General features: G+C 75.7%; 17 protein-coding genes. 6 read left to right on the top strand and 11 right to left on the bottom strand.

The features are described 5' to 3' along the window. Positions 1–124: 124 nt before the first annotated feature. From SNE206_RS20255 to SNE206_RS20235, 5 genes are all read right to left on the bottom strand, one after another. A complete protein-coding gene (locus SNE206_RS20255) occupies positions 125–1,525 on the bottom strand; it encodes a cyanophycinase (RefSeq protein WP_407914841.1) in 1,401 nt (466 codons plus the stop codon). A gap of 139 nt (positions 1,526–1,664) precedes the next feature. Continuing rightward, positions 1,665–2,888 (bottom strand): M20/M25/M40 family metallo-hydrolase, encoded by a 1,224-nt coding sequence (locus SNE206_RS20250; protein ID WP_407914840.1) that lies wholly within the window; start codon positions 2,886–2,888, stop codon positions 1,665–1,667. Continuing rightward, on the bottom strand, positions 2,885–3,649 hold the full coding sequence (locus SNE206_RS20245; protein ID WP_407914839.1) for an amino acid ABC transporter ATP-binding protein: 765 nt from the start codon (positions 3,647–3,649) through the stop codon (positions 2,885–2,887). Before SNE206_RS20245 ends, SNE206_RS20250 begins: the two co-directional genes overlap by 4 nt. 4 nt (positions 3,650–3,653) lie before the next feature. Continuing rightward, positions 3,654–4,631 carry an amino acid ABC transporter permease gene (locus SNE206_RS20240; protein WP_407914838.1) on the bottom strand — a complete coding sequence of 326 codons (978 nt, stop codon included), beginning with the start codon at positions 4,629–4,631 and terminating at the stop codon, positions 3,654–3,656. Position 4,632: 1 nt separating this feature from the next. Beyond that, positions 4,633–5,592 carry an ABC transporter substrate-binding protein gene (locus SNE206_RS20235; protein WP_407914837.1) on the bottom strand — a complete coding sequence of 320 codons (960 nt, stop codon included), beginning with the start codon at positions 5,590–5,592 and terminating at the stop codon, positions 4,633–4,635. Between the two features lie 349 nt (positions 5,593–5,941). On the opposite strand from SNE206_RS20235, the gene SNE206_RS20230 reads away from it, so the two are divergent. Then, a complete protein-coding gene (locus tag SNE206_RS20230) occupies positions 5,942–7,222 on the top strand; it encodes a cyanophycinase (protein ID WP_407914836.1) in 1,281 nt (426 codons plus the stop codon). Between the two features lie 112 nt (positions 7,223–7,334). Here the strand turns inward: SNE206_RS20230 and SNE206_RS20225 are convergent, their stop codons facing one another. Then, entirely contained in the window at positions 7,335–8,879 is a 1,545-nt protein-coding gene (locus SNE206_RS20225) for a DUF1214 domain-containing protein (protein WP_407914835.1), read from the bottom strand. Positions 8,880–9,094: 215 nt separating this feature from the next. Between SNE206_RS20225 and SNE206_RS20220 the strand changes: the two genes are divergently transcribed. Beyond that, a complete protein-coding gene (locus SNE206_RS20220; RefSeq protein WP_407914834.1) occupies positions 9,095–9,544 on the top strand; it encodes a molybdopterin-dependent oxidoreductase in 450 nt (149 codons plus the stop codon). 90 nt (positions 9,545–9,634) lie between these two features. Here the strand turns inward: SNE206_RS20220 and SNE206_RS20215 are convergent, their stop codons facing one another. Then, the gene (locus SNE206_RS20215) at positions 9,635–10,843 is read right to left on the bottom strand and encodes a response regulator transcription factor (protein ID WP_407914833.1); all 1,209 of its coding nucleotides are present in this window, start codon (positions 10,841–10,843) and stop codon (positions 9,635–9,637) included. On the opposite strand from SNE206_RS20215, the gene SNE206_RS20210 reads away from it, so the two are divergent. Further along, a complete protein-coding gene (locus tag SNE206_RS20210) occupies positions 10,826–11,515 on the top strand; it encodes a BTAD domain-containing putative transcriptional regulator (RefSeq protein ID WP_407914832.1) in 690 nt (229 codons plus the stop codon). The two genes, SNE206_RS20215 and SNE206_RS20210, sit on opposite strands and share 18 nt — an antisense overlap. 22 nt (positions 11,516–11,537) lie before the next feature. Here SNE206_RS20210 and SNE206_RS20205 read toward each other — a convergent pair whose 3' ends face one another. Further along, complete coding sequence (locus SNE206_RS20205) at positions 11,538–12,674, bottom strand: Fic family protein (RefSeq protein ID WP_407914831.1); 1,137 nt, start codon at positions 12,672–12,674, stop codon at positions 11,538–11,540. Then, a complete protein-coding gene (locus SNE206_RS20200) occupies positions 12,674–13,057 on the bottom strand; it encodes a DUF6426 family protein (RefSeq protein WP_407914830.1) in 384 nt (127 codons plus the stop codon). Before SNE206_RS20200 ends, SNE206_RS20205 begins: the two co-directional genes overlap by 1 nt. 639 nt (positions 13,058–13,696) lie before the next feature. On the opposite strand from SNE206_RS20200, the gene SNE206_RS20195 reads away from it, so the two are divergent. The 3 genes from SNE206_RS20195 (at position 13,697) to SNE206_RS20185 (ending at position 15,707) form a co-directional block, all read left to right on the top strand. Next, on the top strand, positions 13,697–14,491 hold the full coding sequence (locus SNE206_RS20195; protein WP_407914829.1) for a hypothetical protein: 795 nt from the start codon (positions 13,697–13,699) through the stop codon (positions 14,489–14,491). A gap of 135 nt (positions 14,492–14,626) precedes the next feature. Next, positions 14,627–15,313 carry a sigma-70 family RNA polymerase sigma factor gene (locus tag SNE206_RS20190; RefSeq protein ID WP_407914923.1) on the top strand — a complete coding sequence of 229 codons (687 nt, stop codon included), beginning with the start codon at positions 14,627–14,629 and terminating at the stop codon, positions 15,311–15,313. Positions 15,314–15,491: 178 nt separating this feature from the next. Further along, entirely contained in the window at positions 15,492–15,707 is a 216-nt protein-coding gene (locus SNE206_RS20185) for a heavy-metal-associated domain-containing protein (protein ID WP_407914828.1), read from the top strand. Positions 15,708–15,801: 94 nt separating this feature from the next. Here SNE206_RS20185 and SNE206_RS20180 read toward each other — a convergent pair whose 3' ends face one another. Next, positions 15,802–17,433 carry an AMP-binding protein gene (locus SNE206_RS20180; protein WP_407914827.1) on the bottom strand — a complete coding sequence of 544 codons (1,632 nt, stop codon included), beginning with the start codon at positions 17,431–17,433 and terminating at the stop codon, positions 15,802–15,804. Next, a complete protein-coding gene (locus tag SNE206_RS20175; RefSeq protein ID WP_407914826.1) occupies positions 17,430–19,190 on the bottom strand; it encodes a CoA transferase in 1,761 nt (586 codons plus the stop codon). The genes SNE206_RS20180 and SNE206_RS20175 overlap by 4 nt, the downstream gene beginning before the upstream one ends. Positions 19,191–19,285: the final 95 nt, after the last annotated feature.

The raw sequence follows: 19,285 nt of genomic DNA, 5'->3' as shown, positions 1-19,285 counted from the left end.
CTCGGGCCCCGGCGCGCGTCCCGGCGGTGGGCGGTCGGGACGGACGGAACGGGCCCGTTGGTACGAGGACGTGATCTCCGCAGCCTAGCGAAGGGCCGGGCTGCGGAGACCGTCCCGCGGTGGTTCAGGCGGTGCTGCGGCGGCGCGGCGCCGGTCGGTTCCCGGCCGGGCCGATGCGGACCTGCAGGTCGGCGAACGAGGCCGCGGTCGTGCCGTCGGCCGTCCAGGCGCGGGTGTCGCCGGTCTTCTCGAACCGCACCGCGAAGGCCGGGCCGGTCTCGTAGGTGGTGGCCGTCGCGGTGCGCCGGGAGGTGGTCGCGACGAGCGCCCGGGCCGTCCCGGAGAAGGAGTACGGGACGCCGTCGGGGTTGTCGACCGAGAAGAAGACGTCGTGGTTGGCGGGGACGGCGGAGGAGGAGGCGGGCACCAGCCGTGTCCTGCCGCCGCCCGGCCGGGTCCGCCAGGTCCGGGTGTCGTAGGCGTCGCCGTCGGTCAGGTAGCTGTAGCCCACCCCGGCGATGCTCCACCGCCCTCCCACGGTACGGCTGCGGGCGTGCCGCAGGTCGAACACCGAGACGCCGTGCGTGCCGAGCACGCGCAGCGACTCACGGCGGCTGCCGACGTCCTCGACCTCGACGGCGGTGTCCTCGTCGAGGGCGAACACCCGGTCGTGGCCGGTGTCGGAGGCCAGGCGGATCGCGCGGCCCTCGCGGCCGTAGGTGCCGGTGTGGGTGTCGAGCAGTCCGGGACCGAAGAAGCCGAAGCCGCCCTCGGGGATCTGGCCGAGCCTGGCGGGGTCGTCGAAGTAGCCGGGGGCGCTGCCGTCGCGCAGCGCCTGGTAGCTGTCGCCCCCGCTGACCATGTGCGGCCCCGAGGCGATCTGCGCGCCCGCGCTGGACCCGGCGACCACCGCACCGGCCGCCAGCTTCGCCCGGATCGCGGCCAGCACCCGCGAGTCGGTGTGCGCGTCCCCGTGCAGCAGGCTGGTGATGTACCGGTACTGGTCACCGCCGCCGAAGAAGAAGCCGGTCATCGACTCGACCCGGGCCACGACCGCGTCCGAGTCGGCGGCCGCCACGTGCTCGACGTCGACGGGTATCCACTGCGCGTCCGCCGCGCCGTGCCGCGCGAACAGTGCGGCGTAGTAGGCGCCGTTGCAGGCCGAGTTGGAGCACCGCTCCGGGTCGGCCGCGTCGGGGTCCTGGCTCTCCGGGACGGACGCGGCGGTCAGCACGCCGATCCGGGCGCGCCCGGCGCCGCCGGCCTTCCTGACGATCTCGCCGTAGATCTCGGCGTTGTCGTCCCGGAGGCCGCCGCCGACGAGGATCAGTGTGCCGCCGTGCCGGTGCGCCGGCGCCGCTGCCTCCGCCGGGGCTGCCGCGGCCACCACGGCGAGGGCCGCGGCCGCGGCGAGCACCGCGCGGCCGGTGCGGGAAGTACGGGAAGTACGGGCAGTACGGGCGGGACGGGCGGTACGGGCAGTACGGGCGGGACGGGCGGTACGGGCGGTACGGGGTCGGTTCATCCGTGGCTCCCATCGGAGGGGTGAGGGGGTGGAGCGTTGCGCACCCGGGGCGCGCCGTCCGCCGACGGCGCGCCCCGGGCGGGAACACGGCCCGGGAGTACGGGCCGAGCCGGGGTACGAGCCGGGGGGGCGGTGCGCGTCAGCCGGCCCGCAGGCGTTCGATCAGCGTGGCCAGCAGGGCGACCCGGACGGGCACGCCGGCCGTGTCCAGCCACTCCTGCGGCGTGTGGTCGGCGCCGCCGACGGGGCCCAGCCCGTCGAGGGTGGGGATGCCGAGGCCGGAGGTGAGGTTGGCGTCGCCGACGCCGCCGGTGGAGGCTCCGTGGACCGTCAGGCCGAGGTCGGCGGCCGCCTCGCGGGCGACCGCCAGGACGGCCTGCGCCGAGCGGGTGTGCTCCATCGGCGGGCACAGGTCGAGCTCGGCGACCCGGGCGGTGGTGCCCGGCACCACGAGGTGGGCGGCGGTCCCGTGGACCGCCGCGATGGCGGTGCGCAGCGCGGCGGTGGTCGCCGCGCGGACCTCCACCTGCAGCTCCGCTTCCGGGCAGACGATGTTGGTACGGGTGCCGGCGCGGACGACGCCCACGTTGAGGGTGACCCCGGGCCAGCGGCCGTTCAGCGCCTGCAGGGCGACCACGAGGTGGGCAGCGGCGAGGGCGGCGTTGGCCCCGCGCTCGGGTTCGATGCCGGCGTGTGCGGCCCGGCCGGTGACGGTGACCAGCAGGTCGGCGACGCCCTTGCGTTCGACGACCAGGTCGCCGTTCTCCCGGGCGCACTCCAGCCCGAGGGCGAAGTCCGCACCGGCGGCGATCCGTTCGGTGACCGGCCGGCTGGCCGGTGAGCCGATCTCCTCGTCCGGGGTGGCGAGCAGCACGAGTTCGGCGAAGGAGGTGCGGCCGTGGGCGGCCAGCAGGCCGGCGGCGGTGACACCGGCCAGCAGGCCGCCCTTGTCGTCGCTCACGCCGGGGCCGTGCGCGAGGGGGCCGTCGGTGCGGAACGGGCGGGCCGCGGCGGTGCCGTCCTCGAAGACGGTGTCCATGTGTCCGACGAGGACGATCCGGGCGCCGCCCTCCTCGGCCGGGAGGGTGCCGGCGAGCCGGCCCACGAGGACGTCGCCGCAGGCCCGGCCGTCGAGCGGGCCGACGGGGATGCGTTCGGTGGTGAAGCCGATTCCGTCCAGGCGCCGCTGCACCCGGTCGGCGACCCGGTTCACGCCCTCGGCGTTGTAGGAGCCGGAGTCGAGGGCGACCAGCTCGGCCAGGTCGTCGAGGTAGCGCGGCAGCGCGGCGACGGCGGCGGCCAGCAGGTCGTCCGCGGTCCCTGCCGGACGGGTCGCGGAGTGGGCCCGGTCGGCGGCGCTCACAGGACCTTGGACAGGAACGCCTTGGTACGTTCCTGCTCCGGGTCCACCAGGACCTGCCGGGGGTCGCCGGCCTCGACGACGACGCCCTCGTCCATGAAGACCGCGGTGTCGCCGACCTCGCGGGCGAAGCCGATCTCGTGGGTGACGACCACCATGGTCATGCCGTCCGCGGCGAGGTCGCGCATGACGTCGAGGACGTCGCCCACGAGCTCGGGGTCGAGGGCCGAGGTGGGCTCGTCGAAGAGCATCAGCTTGGGTTTCATCGCCAGTGCGCGGGCGATGGCGACGCGCTGCTGCTGACCGCCGGAGAGCTGCGCCGGGTAGTGGCCGGCGCGGTCGCCGAGGCCGACCCGGTCGAGGAGCCGCCGTGCGTCGGCGCGGGCGTCGGTCCGGTTGACGCCGGACACCCGGATCGGTGCCTCGGCGATGTTCTCCAGCGCGGTCATGTGCGGGAAGAGGTTGAAGCGCTGGAAGACCATGCCGATCTCGCGGCGGCGGTCGGCGACCTCGGCCTCCCGCAGCTCGTGCAGGCGGTTGCCGGACCGGCGGTGGCCGACCGGTTCTCCGTCCACGCGGAGCCGGCCGCCGTCCACCCGCTCCAGGTGGTTGATGCAGCGCAGGAAGGTCGACTTGCCGGAGCCGGACGGGCCGAGCAGGCAGCAGACCTGGCCGCGTTCGACGGTGATGTCGACGCCCTTGAGGACGTCGAGTCTGCCGTAGTGCTTGCGCACGCCCTCGGCGTGCACCATGGGCGGGGCCATCGGTTCAGCCCTTCCGGTCGCGGGTGGAGGTGAGCAGGCCGCCGACTCCGACGAACATCCGGCGCAGCGGGGAGGCCTGGGCGGCCTGCGTGGTGCCGCGGCCGTAGCGGCGCTCCAGCCGGGCCTGCGGGACGGACAGCACGGTGGTCAGGGCGAGGTACCAGAGGGCGGCGACCACGAGCATCGGGATGACCTGGTAGTTCTGGGCGTAGACGTCCTGGATGTTGGACATCAGGTCGTGCGCGGCGATCACCGAGACGTAGGCGGTGGTCTTGAGCATGTTGATCGTCTCGTTGCCCATGGGCGGGATGATGACCCGCATGGCCTGCGGGAGGACGATGCGGCGCATCGTCAGGGCGGGCTTCATGCCGAGGGAGTGGGCGGCCTCGGTCTGGCCGGGGTCGACGGACTGGATGCCCGCGCGGACGATCTCGGAGGCGTAGGCGGCCTCGTTGAGGCCGAGCGCGAGGACGGCCGCGGTCAGGGGGCTGATGAGCTGGTTGGTGTCGAACTCGACGAAGGTGACCGTCGTGAACGGGATGCCGATCATCAGGTGCTTGTACAGCGCGGCGGCGTAGCCCCAGAAGATGATCTGCACGAGCAGCGGGGTGCCGCGGAACAGCCAGACGAACAGCGTCGACAGCCCGTACAGCACGGGGTTGGACGACAGCCGCAGGACGGCTACGAGGGTGCCGAGTGCGAGGCCGATCGCCATGGCGGCGACGGTCAGCCACAGGGTGGTGGTCAGGCCGTCGAAGATGAGGTCGGCGGCGAGGTAGTGGCCGACCACGTCCCAGTGCAGGTTGGGGTTCTTCGCGAGCGAGCCGACCAGCCCGACCAGGGAGGTCAGGGCGGCTGCGGCGGCGACCCAGCGGCCCCAGTGCCGGACGGGAACGACGGTGAGTTCGTCCGCCCGAACCGGCGGAGCGGTCCGGGCGTCCGCGGTGGTGGTGCCGGCCACAGGGTGGGGTGTGGCTGCCATGTCAGTCCACCGCACCGTTCCTGGTGGCCGACTTCACGGCGATCGAGGCGACGCCGTACGTGCCGTAGATCTTCGCCACCGTGCCGTCGTCGATGAGCGACTGGAGGGCCTTCTGGACGGCCCCGGTCAGCTCCGGCAGGTTCTTGGGGATCGCGATGCCGTTGGGGGAGGCGTTGTAGCCGCCCAGGGCGGCGGGGTCGTCGACGAGGTCGAACGCGGCGCCGCCGTCGGCGGTCTTCGCGGTCCAGCCCGCGGCGGGCTTGGTGAGGACGTCGGCGACGACCTTGCCGGAGCGCAGGGCGAGCTGCGCGTCGGAGTCCTTCGGGAAGGCCTGCAGGTGGATCGGTTCACGGCCTGCGGTGCGGCAGGCGTCCTGGTGCTTCTCCAGGAGCTTCTGCTGGTTGGTGGCGGTCTGGACGCCGACGGAGTGCCCGCACAGGTCGTCCAGGGTGGTGATCTTCTGCGGGTTGCCCTCGGCGACCAGGATGCCGCTGCCGGAGACGGAGTAGTCGACGAAGTCGACGACCTGCTCACGCTCCTTGTTGTCGGTGATGGCGGAGATCGCCGCGTCGTACTTGCCGGCCTGCAGGGCGGGCACGATGCCGTCGAACTTCTGCGCCTGGAACACGAACGTCACGCCGAGCCTGGCGCCGAGCGCCTGCCCGAGGTCGTGGTCGAGCCCGGTCATCGTGGTGCTGCCCTCGGCGGTGTACATCTCGAACGGGGGGTACGGGACGTCGGTGGCGACCCGGACCCGGCCGGCCTTCCTGATCGCGGCCGGGAGGGCGGCGTACAGGGCGGCGTCGCGGGTGACGGTCACGCCGGCGACGGTCACGGGGGTCGCCGTGGCGGTGGCGGCCGGGCCGTCACCGCCGCTGCTGCCGCACGCGGTCAGCGAGAGCGAGCCGCACAGGGCGAGGGCGGCGAGCAGGGCGGGTCTGCGGGAGAGCGAGGGGGACACGTCGCACCTTTCGAGGACATGGGCGGCGTCGGAGGGCTGCGCCGCGAGGAAGATGTTACAGAAAAAGGCAATCAATCTCTAGATGTAACGAGGGATACAGCTAGGTAACGCCGGACCAGGCCCGCACCTGCAGCCCTGCGCCCCAAGCCAAGGGCGGTCGACCGCCGGAGCCTTCCTTACATCTACCGCCGAGTGCGATAGATCTGTATCTTCCGTTTCCATGCACCGAACGGTGCACCGCCGGCCCCCGCACGGCGGCCCCGCCGTGCCCCCGCACCCCTGCGCCGGGCCGGCACACCCTCCCGGCAGCGGCCCCGCGGGCCGCCCGGCCTCCCCCACAGGAGCACGCATGACCGCAACCGCACGCCGCCGCACCGCCACCGCGGCGACGGCCCTCGCCGGCGCTCTCTGCCTGGCGCTCGTCACCCCCGCCGGCACCGCACGGGCCGCCACCCCGGTCAGCGGCAGCCTCGTCCTGGCCGGCGGAGCCGTCGCCGCCACCAACTCCGCGGTCTACGGCGCCTTCCTCGACAAGGCCGGCGGCGCCGCCAACGCGAGGATCGGCGTGATCACGGCCGCCTCCGACGTGCCGGCCAACGACCCCGACGCGAACGACCCCGCGCTCTGCAGCAACTCCGTCTGCAACGGCGCCTACTACGTCGACCTGCTGAAGACGACCCACCACGCGGCCGCAGCGGAGTGGATCCCGATCGACCTCGACCACATCGCCAACAACTCCAGCCAGGCCGTCGTCGACCGGATCAACTCGATGAACGGCTTCTTCTTCGGCGGCGGCGACCAGAGCCGCCTGGTCACCACCCTCCTCAGGAGCGACAACAGCGACTCCCCCGCACTCGCCGCGATCCGGGCGAAGTTCACCGCGGGCGCCGTCGTCATGGGCACCAGCGCGGGCACCGCCATCGCCAACGGCCGCGACATGGTCACCGGCGGCGAGAGCTGGGACGGCCTGCGCTACGGCTCGCACACCTCGATCAGCAGCACCTACCCGGACGACCTCAGCTACCGCCCCGCAGGCGGCTTCAACTTCTTCACCTCGGGCCTGCTCGACACCCACTTCGCCGCCCGCGGCCGCGAGGGCCGCATCACCCGCCTCGCCGCCGACACCGCACACACCCGGGCCTTCGGCATCGACGAGGACACCGCCCTCGTCGTCACCCGCCCCGGCTCGGCCGACGAGACCGACACCGTGGTCGGCACCCACGGCGTCTCGGTCTTCGACCTGCGGTCGGCCACCGTCGGCACGCACAGCGGCTACTGGTCGGCCGACAACGTCAAGTGGACGTACCTGACCAGCGGCGACAGCTACAACCCCGGCACCTGGACCGCCTCCAGCACCAAGCCCGCGTACGCCCCGTCCGGCGGCACCGTCGGCAGCCGCTGGAGCGACGTCTTCTCCTCCCCCGACTCCCCCACCGACCACGCCTACCAGATGGTCACAATGGCCACCGAACTCGTCAGCGCCGGCCGCAGCACGACCCAGTACGGCATCAGCTACGAGAGCGGCCCGACCTTCGAGGCCGACCTCACCAAGGGCACCGGCTACAAGGCGTGGAAGAGCGGCTCCGCCGTCTCCTTCGCCAACCTCACCACGCACCTGTACGTGTACTGACGCCGCTCCGGCCCCCGGCCCCCGGCCCTCGTCTCCCGGCGTCCCCGAGGCGGGAGGCCGGGGCGGCGGGGGCCGGAAGGGACAGGAGGACGGGCGGGCTCAGCGGGCGGGCTCAGCCGGCGGGCCGGACCTCCCCGGGCCGCCAGGCCCGGTCGAAGAACGGCTGCAGCGGGTCGTACAGGCGCAGCACCGCGAACCAGCCCTTGCCCGGCACGGTCCGGATCCAGGTGCCCTCGGCGGCGGCGCCGGGGCGTTCGGGCGCGAGGTGGAGCGTGACGGCACCGTCGGGGCCGGGCGTGGCGGCCGGACCGGGACAGGCCTGGCTGCCCGCCCGGGGATAACGCTGCGGGGTCCGGAGCATGGACCGGGTCTGGCTGTCGTACACGGTGACGGACCAGGAGCGGGCGGCCGGGATGCCCGCGGGCAGGGTCAGCGTGTAGGGGCGCGCGCCGTCGAACGGCCGGCCGTTCTCGTCGGCGGCGACCATGAGGTACCGGTGCCCGGCACCGGTCACGCGCGTGCACATCGCCGGCGAACCGCCGGTGGCGACGTAGTGGAAGGCCGTCCGGGAGTTCAGCGCACGGCCGGAGGCCGGCGGGTGCGGTTCGGGGCCGCCCCCGGCGGTGGGTCCGCGCGGGGGCACCGTCCAGTCGTGGCCGCCGACGGACAGCGGGTCGGACCAGGCCGAACCGCTGCCGTAGCAGGCGAAGCCGTCCTGGCCGCGGGCGCGCAGACCCAGCGTGCGGGCAGTCGCGTCGCCCAGCGCGACGGCTTCGTCCAGGACCGCCCGCAGCCGTGAACCGGGCCTGAACTCCCGCCCCTTGGCGATGCCGATGGCGCGCAGGGCCCCGCCGGCCTCCGGATCGCCGGACCCGGCCGGCTGCTCCTGCACCAGGGTGTCGAGCAGCTCGTAGAAGGAGCGGTCGTTCGGGGGCAGGGTGTTCACCGCCAGCCCGGTGCCCTCGGTGAAGACCGGCGGGTCCGATGGGGCGGGCGGCTCCCGGCCCGGCAGGAAGGCGCCGGTGCCGCTGCCGTGACCGCCCGGCGTCCACGGGTGGATGCGCAGCGACTCCTCGATGCGGGCGGCCGCCGGAGCGGGGTCGCCGTCCTCCGGGAACGCCCGGCCCAGCACGACCGCCTGCCAGGTGCGGCAGCGGTGCACGAACAGGCCGCCCTCCGGCTCCGGGCCGTCGTGGCCGGGCGGCAGGAACACGTACGTGCCGCCGAGGCCGCGGTCGGGGCCGGGCAGGCCGAAGTCGGTGATCCACCGGAACCACATGTCGTCGACCGTGCCCAGGCACCCCGGCGGGACCTGCAGCGCGACGGGCCCCGCGGTCAGGTCGAGGACGCTCAGGAAGTCCACGGTGTCGGCGCTGCCGGTGAGGAACAGCGACGCGCTGTCCATCAGCCCCGAGAACAGCAGCACCTGGTCGTCCGCGACCCCGGCCTGCTGGAGGCCCCGGCGGATCGACCGGGCCGACACGCCCGGCAGCCCGGCCAGGTAGGCGTTCACCCCGTGCACCAGATCCAGGTGGTCGTACACCTTCTCGGCGGTGTCCGCGTCCGGGACGCCGTCGGCGAACCTCAGCACGCCGATCCGGGTGGCCACCACGTCGGCCGTCGCCACCGACGGCGGCACGGGTGCGAACTCGCTCATCCCCCCATGCTGCGCGCGGCCCCCGGCTCACGCATCCGGCCGCCGGGCGGCGGCCGGTGGGCCCCTCGGCCCGGGCGGGCGACGGTCTGGCATCTGCGAGCACCAGATCGACATCTTCCTCTCATCTGCTGCTGTATATCGACTTTTTGCAGGTATCTGCGACGCCCCGGGGTATCACTCCGCGGGGCCGCCGAACCCGGCCCGGAAGGAGCATCGTGAGCAGGACCGCCGCGCCCGCCGTCGTCCGGCTGCACGGCAGCCTCGACGAGCCCGTCGAGCTGACCGTCGCCCGGCTGCGCACCCTGCCGGCCCACCGGGTCGAGGTGAGCTTCGACTGCCTGACCGAGGGCGTGCAGCACCACACCTTCGAGGGCCCGAAACTGTGGGACGTGCTGCTCGCCGCCCGCCCGCGGGTCGACCTCCGCGGCCGCAAGCAGCGCCTGCGCTTCCTGGTGACCGTCGCCGCGGCCGACGGCCACCGGGCGGTGCTGTCCTGGGCCGAGATCGACCCGGACTTCGGCGGCCAGCAGATCCTCCTCGCGACCAGCATCGACGGCACACCGCTCGACGCCCCCGGCCCGCAGCTCGTGGTGCCCGCCGACCGCTGCGGCGCCCGCTGCATCAGCGGCATCACCACCGTGTGGGTCGGCCCGACCGAGCACTGACCGACGGCGGCGGCCGGGCGGGCGGGCGAGGCGGTCAGCCCGGCGGGCGGGTCAGCCCGGCGGGCGGGTCAGGCCGGGCGGGCGAGGCGGTCAGGCCGGGCGCGCGCGGTCGACCGCCGGACCCGCCGCATGCCCGGCCGCCAGGTCGGCCAGTGCCGTACGGTTCGGACTGCGGGTCTTCGCGAGCAGACTCGCGACGTGCTTCTCCACCGTGCGCGGCGAGATGTGCAGCCGGGCGCCTATCGCCTGATTCCCCGGACGCGCCGCGAGCAGCACGAAGACCTCGTACTCGCGGACGGTGAGACCCGCCCGGCGCAGGGAGGCCGGCACCCGCTCCACGCCCGAACGGCGCTGCGGCACGGACGCGCCCGCCCGGCGCAGCAGGTGGCGGCAGGCGTTGGCGACGGTCGGCACACCCGCCGCGTGGAAGTGGTCCTCCGCCGAGCGGAGCCACTCGACCGGCTGCCCCCAGCCGTCCGCGAGGGCCGCCTCCGCGACCAGGCGCAGCCCGAGATGACGGGCGGTCGGGAACGGCTCCGACGCCTCCACGGCCTCGCCGACCGCCGCGACGGCCTCCGCGTGCAGGCCCGCCCGGCCCGCCAGGACGGCGTACGCGAGACGCTCGAACTGGTGGTTCCAGCGCAGCCCCGCCCCGTGGTCGGCGGCCACGAGCGCGTGCTCGGCCAGGTCGGCCCGGCCGGCCAGGGCCCGCAGCAGCGGGCGCAGCCCGTACCGGCCGTTGAGGTAGAAGACGCTGGGGTTGCGCTCCTCCCATGCGCGCGCGGCGTCGAGTTCGTCGAGCGCCTGCGGCCGGTCCTCCTCCAGCAGGGCGCACATCGCGCGGGCCGCGTACGCCAGCGGGCGCTGCAGGGAGGCCTCGCCGTCCCAGCGGTGGAACTCGGCGAGTTCGTGCTCCATGACGGCACGGCGGCCCTGGTGGGCGGCGGCGCTGGCGCGGGTGAGCAGCACCAGCTGGTGCGTGTCGAGGTTGCCGAGCCGCGCGGTGGCGTCCACGCAGCGGTCCGTCAGCTCCCGTGCGGTGGCGAACTCGGCGCGCTGCACGCACTGCATCGCCATCGTCGCCTCCGCCGTGTGCATCAGCCCGACCGCGCCGAGGCCCAGGGCGGCCTGCCGGGCGCGTTCGAGCAGCTCGGACGAGCCGCTGCGCATGTACTCGTTCACACCCAGCCGGGCCAGCGCCCCGATCTCCCAGGTGGGCAGGCCGTTCCGGGTGGCCACCTCCAGGAGCTGCCGCAGGCAGGCGTCGGCCCGGGCGAAGCCGTGGCGGCGCTCCAGCATCGCGAGCAACTCATCGACGCGGTGTGGGAGGAGCGACCGCCCGCCAAACCCCGGCAGGCGCTGCACACGTACGTCTCCGGCCTGCGCGCGGTGCTGGAACCCCGGCGCGGCGCCGGGCAGCCGCCGGCCGTGCTGCGCCGGGTCGCTGCCGGATACCGCCTCGATCTCGCCCCGGACGCCGTGGACAGCGGCCGGCTCGCCTCGCTGGTCCGCACCGCCGGGACGGCCGCGGCCCGTGGGTGCCCGGACGAGGCGCTGGAGTGCGCCGAGCGGGCGCTGGCGCTGTGGTGCGGACCGGCGTTCGCCGACGTCGGGACCGCCCGATTCGTGCAGAGCGAGGTCGGGCGGCTCACCGAACTGCGCACGACGGCACGCGAGATCGTCCTCGCCGCCCGGCTCGCGCGGGGCGAGCACCACCTCACCGCGGCTGCGGGCGAGGAGCTGACCGCCGACAACCCGCTGCGCGAGTCCGCCTGGGCGCTCCGCGCGCTGGCGCTGCACCGCGCCGGGCGGTCGGCGGAGGCGGTGGCCGTGCTGGGCGCGGCGCGGCGGGTGCTGCGCGAGGAGCTCGGGGTCGGCCCGGGCCCCGAACTCGCCCGGCTCACCGCGCAGATCCTCGCCGGCGACGGCCGGGCACTGCACGCGGCCACGGCCGCGGCCGGCCCGCGCTGAGGGCGCCGCGCAGGCACCGGGGTCATCGGGGACCACCGCGCGCCGGGCCGCCGGCCCCGGGCGGGCTGCCGGGCGGCGGCGCACCGGGCCCGGCCTCCGTACTCCCGAACGGCGCGTCGAGGAGGGCGAGCAGCCCCGGGTGGACCAGCGCCCCGGGCAGCCGCGGGTGGGCGACGAGGATCCCCGCGTCCTCCAGCCGCCGCAGCGCCGGCCGCGGGTCTCCCGGCACCCGTCCGCGGAGCCGGCTCACGGAGACCGCCGGACTCGACCGGAGCTGCGCCAGCACCGCCGCGGCGACCGGCTCGCCGTCGACCTGCACGGTGGCGGCCTCGACCAGCTGCCGGTAGGCGCCGAGGGTGCCGGTGCGGTGCCGGGCCGCCCCGGTGACCGCCCGGGCGAACAGCCCGCCCCAGCACGGCAGGTCGCCGTCCGCGGCGGCCACCACGGCCCGGTCGTACGCCTCGCGGTGGGCCTCGAACCAGCCGTCGAGGTCGAGGAGCAGGCCGGGCAGCAGGCCGGCACCGACGAGGTCGCACTGGGCGACGAGCCGGGCGAGCCTGCCGTTGGCGTCCGGGAACGGATGGATCGTCAGCAGCCGCACCATGCCGAGCGCCGCGGCGTCCAGCGCGGGCGAGGTCGTCCGGATCGCCCACCGGTACCAGCGGTCGACGTGCCCGTTCAGGGCCCGGCCCGGTGCGACGTCGATGCCGAAACGGCTGCCGTCGGGCCACGTGACGGTGGCGGGGGCACGCCGGTAGCCGCCCCCGCCGGGCACACCGGGGTCTCCGGTGACGAGCAGGCCGTGCAGTTCGGCCAGCGCGGCGGGGGTGAAGCACGGACGGCGGCCGGGCCGTTCGAGCAGCTCGGCACGGACGGACCCGACCGCCGCCAGACCGGCTGCCGCCCGGTGCCCGGCGGCGGCGAACGCCTGTTCCGCGAGGCGCCGCGGGTCGGTGGCGCCGGCCGCGTTGCGGTGCACCCTCGTACGGACCCGGGGGCGGTGGAAGAGGTCGGGGTCGCCGAGGTACGCGGCGGCCGCCCGCAGCTCGGCCAGCGCGTCGAGCGCCTCCCGGCGCCGCGCGGCCGGCACCGCCTCGGCGCCGAGCGGCGGCACGACGGGGAGGACCCGTCGCACCGCCGCACCGGTCGGTCCGGCCATCAGCAGTCGTGCACGGTGAGCACACCGGTCGGCTGGGTGACGGCCACGTCGTCGTTGTGGCCGAGCCCCATCCAGTCCGTCCAGACGACCGTGTAGTAGACGGTCTGGTACTGCACCCAGATGCCCAGCTGCTGGCCGGGGTTGATGCTGGCGTCGATCCCTGTGGTGCGGGTGATGGTGGTGCCGAACTCGACGCCGAGCTTGACCTCCAGCGCGTCCGACGCCCCGGCGGAGGCGCCGGCGTTGATCGAGTACGTCACCGTGTAGGTGGCTTCCCGGTGAAACTGCAGCGGCAGGGAACCGGTGTTCTTGATGCAGGTCTCGCGCTTCTCGAACTCCTTTGTCCCGGTGGTACTCGTAGGAGCCGTTGCCCCCGCCGCCACCGCCTCCGGTCGGGAACACGGTCGGGGCGGGCGGCGGCCCGGGGACCGCCTGCTGGACACCGGTGACGACGATGGTCATGTCGTCCCACGGCACGTCGCCGATCTCGCTGTCCCCCATGTCGAAGGTGTCGTCGTCGTTGTCGTCCCACGGGTCGCAGTTCGTGTAGCAGTCGGCGGCGAACGCGACCGCCGGAACGGTCAGGGCGGGGACGGCGGTGAGGACGGCGGCGCCGAGGGCGACGGCGACCACTGCTTTCCTGAGCTTCAACGGTCTCTCCGATGACGTGCGGTCGAGGGGGTGCGCGCGGAGCCCGGCGACAGGCGCCGGCCCGACGGGGCCGGGCCGCGCCCGCCGGGGAGACGCTTTCTCCGGCAGGACCCCAGAGGACCACCGACCGCTCAGAAGACGCTCAGAAGAGGCTCGGAGAGCGCTCGGAGCCCGCTCAGGGATCGCTCAGGGCCCGCTCGCCGGGCGCCGGCCCCCGCCCGGATCCCGCGGACCGCCCGGCCCGCGCCCCACCGCCGGCGTGCGCCACCTGATGATCGGACCTGTCGATGCCCGTGATCGGCGCGGGCCTCGGTCTGTGGCGGACCGTCAGCAGGTGCGACGATGGGGCCGCCATGCGAGTAGGACGGGGAGTGCGTACGGGACGGGCCGCGGTGTTCGCGGCCGTCTGCGTGCTGCTCGCATCCCTCGGGCACGTCCTGATGTCCGGTACGCACGTGCCCTGGTGGGCCCTGGCGGCCGCCTTCGCCGCCGCCTGGGGCACCGGCTGGGTACCGGCGGACCGCGAGCGCGGCCCCGTGCTGGTGACCGGCCTCACCGTGGGCGTCCAGGCCGTGCTGCACCTCGTGTTCAGCCTCGGCCAGGCCGCCGCACGGCCCGCGGACGGCGGCACCGCGGCACAGTGGGCGGCGCTGCTCTGCGGGCCCGGCGAGGTGACCCCGGCGGAGGCGGCCCGGCTCACCGAGGCGGCAGGGCTCGGGGGCGGGTCCTCCGGCGACGGCCTGTCCGTCGTGGCGGTCGACCTGCCGGACATGGCGGGCATGGCAGGCATGGCAGGCGTGACGGGCACGGCCGCCGACATGCCGGGGATGGACATGGGCGCCCACGCCGCGCACCAGGCGGCCGCCGCGGCCGCCATGCCCGCGCACCTCCCCGGCGGGACCGCCGGCATGCTCGCCGCGCACCTGCTGGCCGCGCTGCTGGTCGGCCTGTGGCTGGCGGCCGGTGAGCGGGCGGTGTTCCGGCTCGGCCGCACCGCGGCCGCCCTGCTGTTCGCCCCGCTGCTGCTCCTCGTGGGGCTCGTCCGCCCGCCGCACCGACCGCCGCCGCGGCCCGCCCGTGCCGTCCGCGCCCGGTCGCCGCGGCGGCTGCTGCTCGTCCACGCCATCACCTCCCGGGGTCCACCGGCCGGGGCCGCCGCCGTCTGAGGACGGCGTGCCACCCACAGGTCCGCGCCGTGTCGACGCCGTGCCCGCGCAGGGTGCGGCGGCACCGGCGCGTGCCCCGGCCCTGTCCTGCGGCCCGTAGGCCGCCTCCCCGCTCTCCGAGAAGGACCCATGGCGATGACTCCTGCCCTGCCGCACCCGCGCGCCCCGCGATGTCGCTCCCCGCACGAGGACGCGGCCGTCACCGAGTGGGCGCTGGCCGCCCGCACCGGCGACCAGGCCGCGGTCGAGCGGTTCGTCCGTGCCACCCGCCCCGACGTGCGGCGGTACGTGGCCTACCTGAGCGGCGACCCGCAGGCCGCCGACGACCTCACCCAGGACACCTACCTGCGAGCCCTGCGCAGCCTGCCGCGCTTCGAGGGCCGTTCCTCCGCCCGGACCTGGCTGCTGTCGATCGCGCGCCGCACGGTCGCCGACCGCTTCCGGTTCGCGGCGGCCCGGCCGCGGCTGCTGGACACCGACGACTGGCAGGCGGCCGCGGAGCGGGCGCAGTACTGCGGGGCACCCGGTTTCGAGGAGGGTGTGGCACTGGCCGAGCTGCTGGCGGCGCTGCCCGCCGAGCGGCGTGACGCGTTCGTGCTGACGGCCGTCCTCGGCCTGCCGTACGAGCAGGCCGCGGAGGCTGCCGGGTGCCCGATCGGCACGGTGCGCTCACGGGTGTCGCGGGCCCGCACCACGCTGGTCCGGCTGCTCGCGGACGCCGAACGGCACCCGGCACCGGCAGCGGCACCGGCAGCGGCGCAGCCCGTCGTGGTGCCGGTGGTGGCAGTACCGGTGGTGCCGCTGGTCGGCTGCGCGGCCTGATCGGTTCCCCGGTCCACCCGATGGGGGCACAGGACGGCGTGTCCGCGCGGCCGCGTCGGGGCGGTGCGCTGTCGTTGTCGTTGTCGTTGTCGGCAGCGGTCCGCGCACGCCGTGCCGTGCCGTCCTGTCGCATCCGGTCCAGTCCAGTCCAGTCCAGTCCCGTCCCCGGAGGTATCCCATGTCCGTCACCGCCGTCTTCACCGTCGAAGGCATGAGCTGCGGCCACTGCGAGAAGACCGTCAGCACCGAGCTGGCGGCCATCGACGGCGTCACCGAGGTGGCGGCCCGGGCGAAGGCCGGCCGGGTCACCGTCGTCTCCGAGCGGGCGCTCGACGACACGGTGGTCCGCAGTGCCGTGGACGGGGCCGGCTTCACGCTGGTCGGACGGGTCTGACCCCGTCCGGGGCCGTCTCCCCGCCCTGATCCGCGGAGGCAGTCGCGTACGGGGGGCCGCCCGGTGTGCCGGGCGGCCCCCTCGTGCGTCGGTCTCACCGCGCCTCGGCGGCCGCCCTGCGCAGGGCCGTCCGGTCCGGCTTGCCGGCCGGGGTCAGCGGCAGGGTGTCCAGCAGCAGCAGCCGTTCCGGGTGTTTGCACCGGTCGAGGCCGCGGGCCCCCAGGTGGGCGCGCAGGTCGTCGAGGGTGACCGTACGGCCGGCCCTCGGCACGACGCAGGCCGCCAGCCGCTCGCCCATGAGCGGGCACGGGACGCCGGTGCACACGACGTCCCGCACGTCGGGGTGCGCCGAGAGCGCGCGCTCGACCTCGGCCGGGCTGATGTTCACCCCGCCGCGGATCACGATGTCCTTCAGCCGGCCGACGACCCGCAGCATGCCGTCGGCGTCGAACACGCCCAGGTCGCCGGTGCGCACCCAGCCGTCGGAGGTGCGGTAGCGGTCGTTCAGCTCGGGCGCGCCGACGTAGCACAGCGGTGTCATCGGGCCCCGCGCCACGATCTCGCCGATCTCCCCCGGGGTGCCGCGCGACGCCCCGTCGGAGGCGGTGATGCGGATGTCGGTCACCGCGGGGTCGGGGCGGCCGACCGCGACGCCCGGGCCGTCCTCCCGGGTGGGCCTGCCGTCGAGCCCGCTGTGGCAGTTGACCCCGTCCGCCGAGCCGTAGAGGTTCACCACCGGGCAGCCGAAGGCGAGTTCGGCCTCCGTGCGGGTCGCGTCGTCGAGCGGTGACCCGCCCAGGATCAGGGCCGCGGGCGGCGGCAGCGCCCCGTCGGCCGGTCGGTCGAGCATCATCCGCACCATGGTCGGCACGCCCAGCACGTGGGTGGGCCGGTGACGGCGGATCGCCTCCAGGGCGTCGGCCGGGGTGAAGCGGTCCATCAGCACCAGGGTGCCGCCGTGCCGGGCGAGCGTGACGGCCGTGCCGCTGCTGCCGAACGCCGACGCCAGCGGCACCAGGAAGAGACAGCGCAGCTCACTGCCCGAAGGGCGCAGCGCCGCCAGGAAGTTGCCGCGTCCTCCGGCGAGCGCGTTGTGGGAGTACGCGACCATCTTCGGCTCCGCCTCGGTGCCCGAGGAGACGAGGATGCGGGCGGCGGCGTCCGGGTCGGGACGGGCGGGGGTGAAGGCGGTGGCGTCGGTGCGCAGCAGTGCGGCGAACGACAGGCAGCCGTCCGGAGCCGGTCCCTGTCCCGCGGCCACCACCGGTCCGAGGGCGGGGAGTTCGCCGCGCAGGCCGGCGATGTCGCGGGCGGGCCGGGTGTCGCGGTGGGCGGTGGGGGCGATCACCGCGCGGGCGCCGGAGCGGCGGAGGAGCGCGGCGGCCTCGCGGGCGCCGCGCCCGGCCGGGAAGGGCAGGGCGACCGCGCCGAGGGCGGCGATCGCGAGGTCGGCGATCACCGCGTCGCGGCCGTTGGGGAGTTGGACGCCCACCACGTCGCCCGTGGAGACCCCGGCGGCCCGGAGTCCTGCGCCCAGCGAGCGGGCCTGGCGGTCGAGTGCGGTGTAGCTGAGCGGTCCGCGGGGGTCGACGACGGCGGTGCGGTGCGGGTCGGCGATGCGGCGGGCGCGGAAGAGCGCGTACAGGTCGAGATCGGGGTAGTGGCCGTCGGCGGCCCAGCTCCGGCGGAGGGCGGAGGGGACGAGGTCGGGTATCGCGGGTGTCACGAGAACCTCCAGGGCGTGGGGACGGCGAGGGCGCCGTGAGCGTCGCGGGTGAGGGCGGCGGGCAGGCGCGGGTCGGCGGGCAGGGTGCGCAGGTCGGTGGTGACGGCGGTCGCGGCGAGGCCGCGGGCGCGCAGGGCGGTCAGGGCGTCGGTGGTGGGGAGCGTCCTCAGCGCGGCGGCGCGGCGGAGGGCCTGTGCGGCGGACCGGTCGGCCGGGGCGATCCAGCCGTCGGCGGTGGCCAGTGGTCGGCGGAAGCCGGTCGGGGCGAGCCCGGCCGACCGGGCGGTGAGCGTCTCGGCCGCGCCGAGCAGCGAGGACTCGGCGCGTACGCCGCGGCCGGTGCGTTCGCGCAGCAGCAGGGCGGCGAGGACGGCCTCGGCGCCGTGCAGGCCGCCGAGGACGTCGATGAGCGTCATGAGGGACGGCCCGGGCGGCTCGTCCGCCGTGCGGACGGCCTCGGCGACGCCGGTGCGGGCCTGCACCATGAAGTCCGTGCCGGTCGGGGCTCCGGGCAGCCGCCCGGCCCAGTCGCCGGTGTAGGCGTACACCAGGCCGGGGTTGGCGAGGGAGAGGGTGTCGGCGTCCAGGCCGAGCCGCTCGGCCCTGCCCGGTGCCCAGTTGTGGAGGAACACGTCGGCGGTCGCGGTGAGTTCGCGCAGTTCGGCCCGTCCGGCCGGGGCTTTGATGTCGATCTCCGTGACCTGCTTGCCCCGGTTGAGGGCGAGCCAGCGTGCCGACACGCCGTCGCAGCAGGGCGGCATGCCGCGCAGCGGGTCGCCGCCCGGCGGTTCGATGCGCACCACGTCGGCGCCGAGCAGGCCCAGCAGGTGGGCGGCGAGCGGTGCCTGGACACGCCGTCCGGCCTCCAGCACCGTCAGTCCGGCGAGCGGCAGCGCCGGATCGGTCGCGGCGGGGCGGGCCGGGGCCGGGGTGCCGGCGGGGCGGCCGGGGTGGAAGGACCACGGGGCGCCGGGGGCCGGGTCGGCGGCCCGGTCCGCGAGGGAGTGCAGGCGGCACACGTCGGCGCGGGAGCCGGCCGCGGCCTGCCGGATCCGTGTCCAGGAGGCGGCCCGGGCCGTGCGGTGCAGGGCGGCGGGCAGGGGGGCGCAGGCGGTGGCGTAGCGGAACTGGAAGGGTTGCCAGCCGGCCCGGATCGCGGCCGGGGGTGCGCCGAGGCGGTGCCAGAACGCCGCCCAGACGTCCGGTTCCAGCGCCTCCAGTTCGAAGCGGGTGCCGTCGGCGGCGGTGAACGGCGGCCCGCCGGGGCCGATCGGCACCGCCTCGTCCTCGTCGGCGCCCGCGGCGGCGAGGTACTGGGAGACCGTCAGCAGTGCGGCGCGGTCGGCGCCGGTGGCGACGTGTGCGGCGGCGGCACCGGAGCGGGCCCGGCCGAGGAGGGTGGCGAGCAGGCCCTGCACGGTGAGGACGGAGGCGCAGGTCGCGGCGTAGTCCCGGGCGAGGCCCCGCGGTGCGCCGTCGCGTCTGCCGTGGACGTGCATGATGCCGGTGACGGCCTGGACGGTCGCCTCGTCCGCGGCGTCCTCGGGCCGCCACAGGTCGGCCCAGGCGAGTTCGGCGCTCGGGCCGTCCGGCGCCTCGAACCGGGCCGGGCCGTCGGCGCGGCGTTCCTCGGCGACCGTCGCCCCGAGGGCCCGCAGGTGGGCGACGGCCGGGGCCGTCAGCGCGGGCGGCCCGGAGACGCGCAGGCCCAGTGCGTCGAGCGGCCGGGCCGGCGGGGCGGGGGCGAGGTGGACCATGGCTCTCCTTGTCCGGGCGGCCGCGGTCCGGCTGCACGGGTCTCGGGTGCGGGCTCCTGGTGCCCGCCGGCAGGTGTGCGGGGCGGTGCGGGAAC

It is taken from the genome of Kitasatospora sp. NE20-6, assembly GCF_045862635.1.
Note: the sequence above shows the minus strand (reverse complement) of the source record. Positions and strands in the feature narration are given on the sequence as shown.

Bases quoted from the DNA above. Each gene is read 5' to 3' on its own strand.
- SNE206_RS20255 (WP_407914841.1), bottom strand. From the start codon at position 1,525: ATGAACCGACCCCGTACCGCCCGTACCGCCCGTCCCGCCCGTACTGCC.
- SNE206_RS20245 (WP_407914839.1), bottom strand. From the start codon at position 3,649: ATGGCCCCGCCCATGGTGCACGCCGAGGGCGTGCGCAAGCACTACGGC.
- SNE206_RS20240 (WP_407914838.1), bottom strand. From the start codon at position 4,631: ATGGCAGCCACACCCCACCCTGTGGCCGGCACCACCACCGCGGACGCC.
- SNE206_RS20230 (WP_407914836.1), top strand. From the start codon at position 5,942: ATGACCGCAACCGCACGCCGCCGCACCGCCACCGCGGCGACGGCCCTC.
- SNE206_RS20225 (WP_407914835.1), bottom strand. From the start codon at position 8,879: ATGAGCGAGTTCGCACCCGTGCCGCCGTCGGTGGCGACGGCCGACGTG.
- SNE206_RS20215 (WP_407914833.1), bottom strand. From the start codon at position 10,843: ATGCTGGAGCGCCGCCACGGCTTCGCCCGGGCCGACGCCTGCCTGCGG.
- SNE206_RS20205 (WP_407914831.1), bottom strand. From the start codon at position 12,674: ATGGCCGGACCGACCGGTGCGGCGGTGCGACGGGTCCTCCCCGTCGTG.
- SNE206_RS20190 (WP_407914923.1), top strand. From the start codon at position 14,627: ATGACTCCTGCCCTGCCGCACCCGCGCGCCCCGCGATGTCGCTCCCCG.
- SNE206_RS20185 (WP_407914828.1), top strand. From the start codon at position 15,492: ATGTCCGTCACCGCCGTCTTCACCGTCGAAGGCATGAGCTGCGGCCAC.
- SNE206_RS20175 (WP_407914826.1), bottom strand. From the start codon at position 19,190: ATGGTCCACCTCGCCCCCGCCCCGCCGGCCCGGCCGCTCGACGCACTG.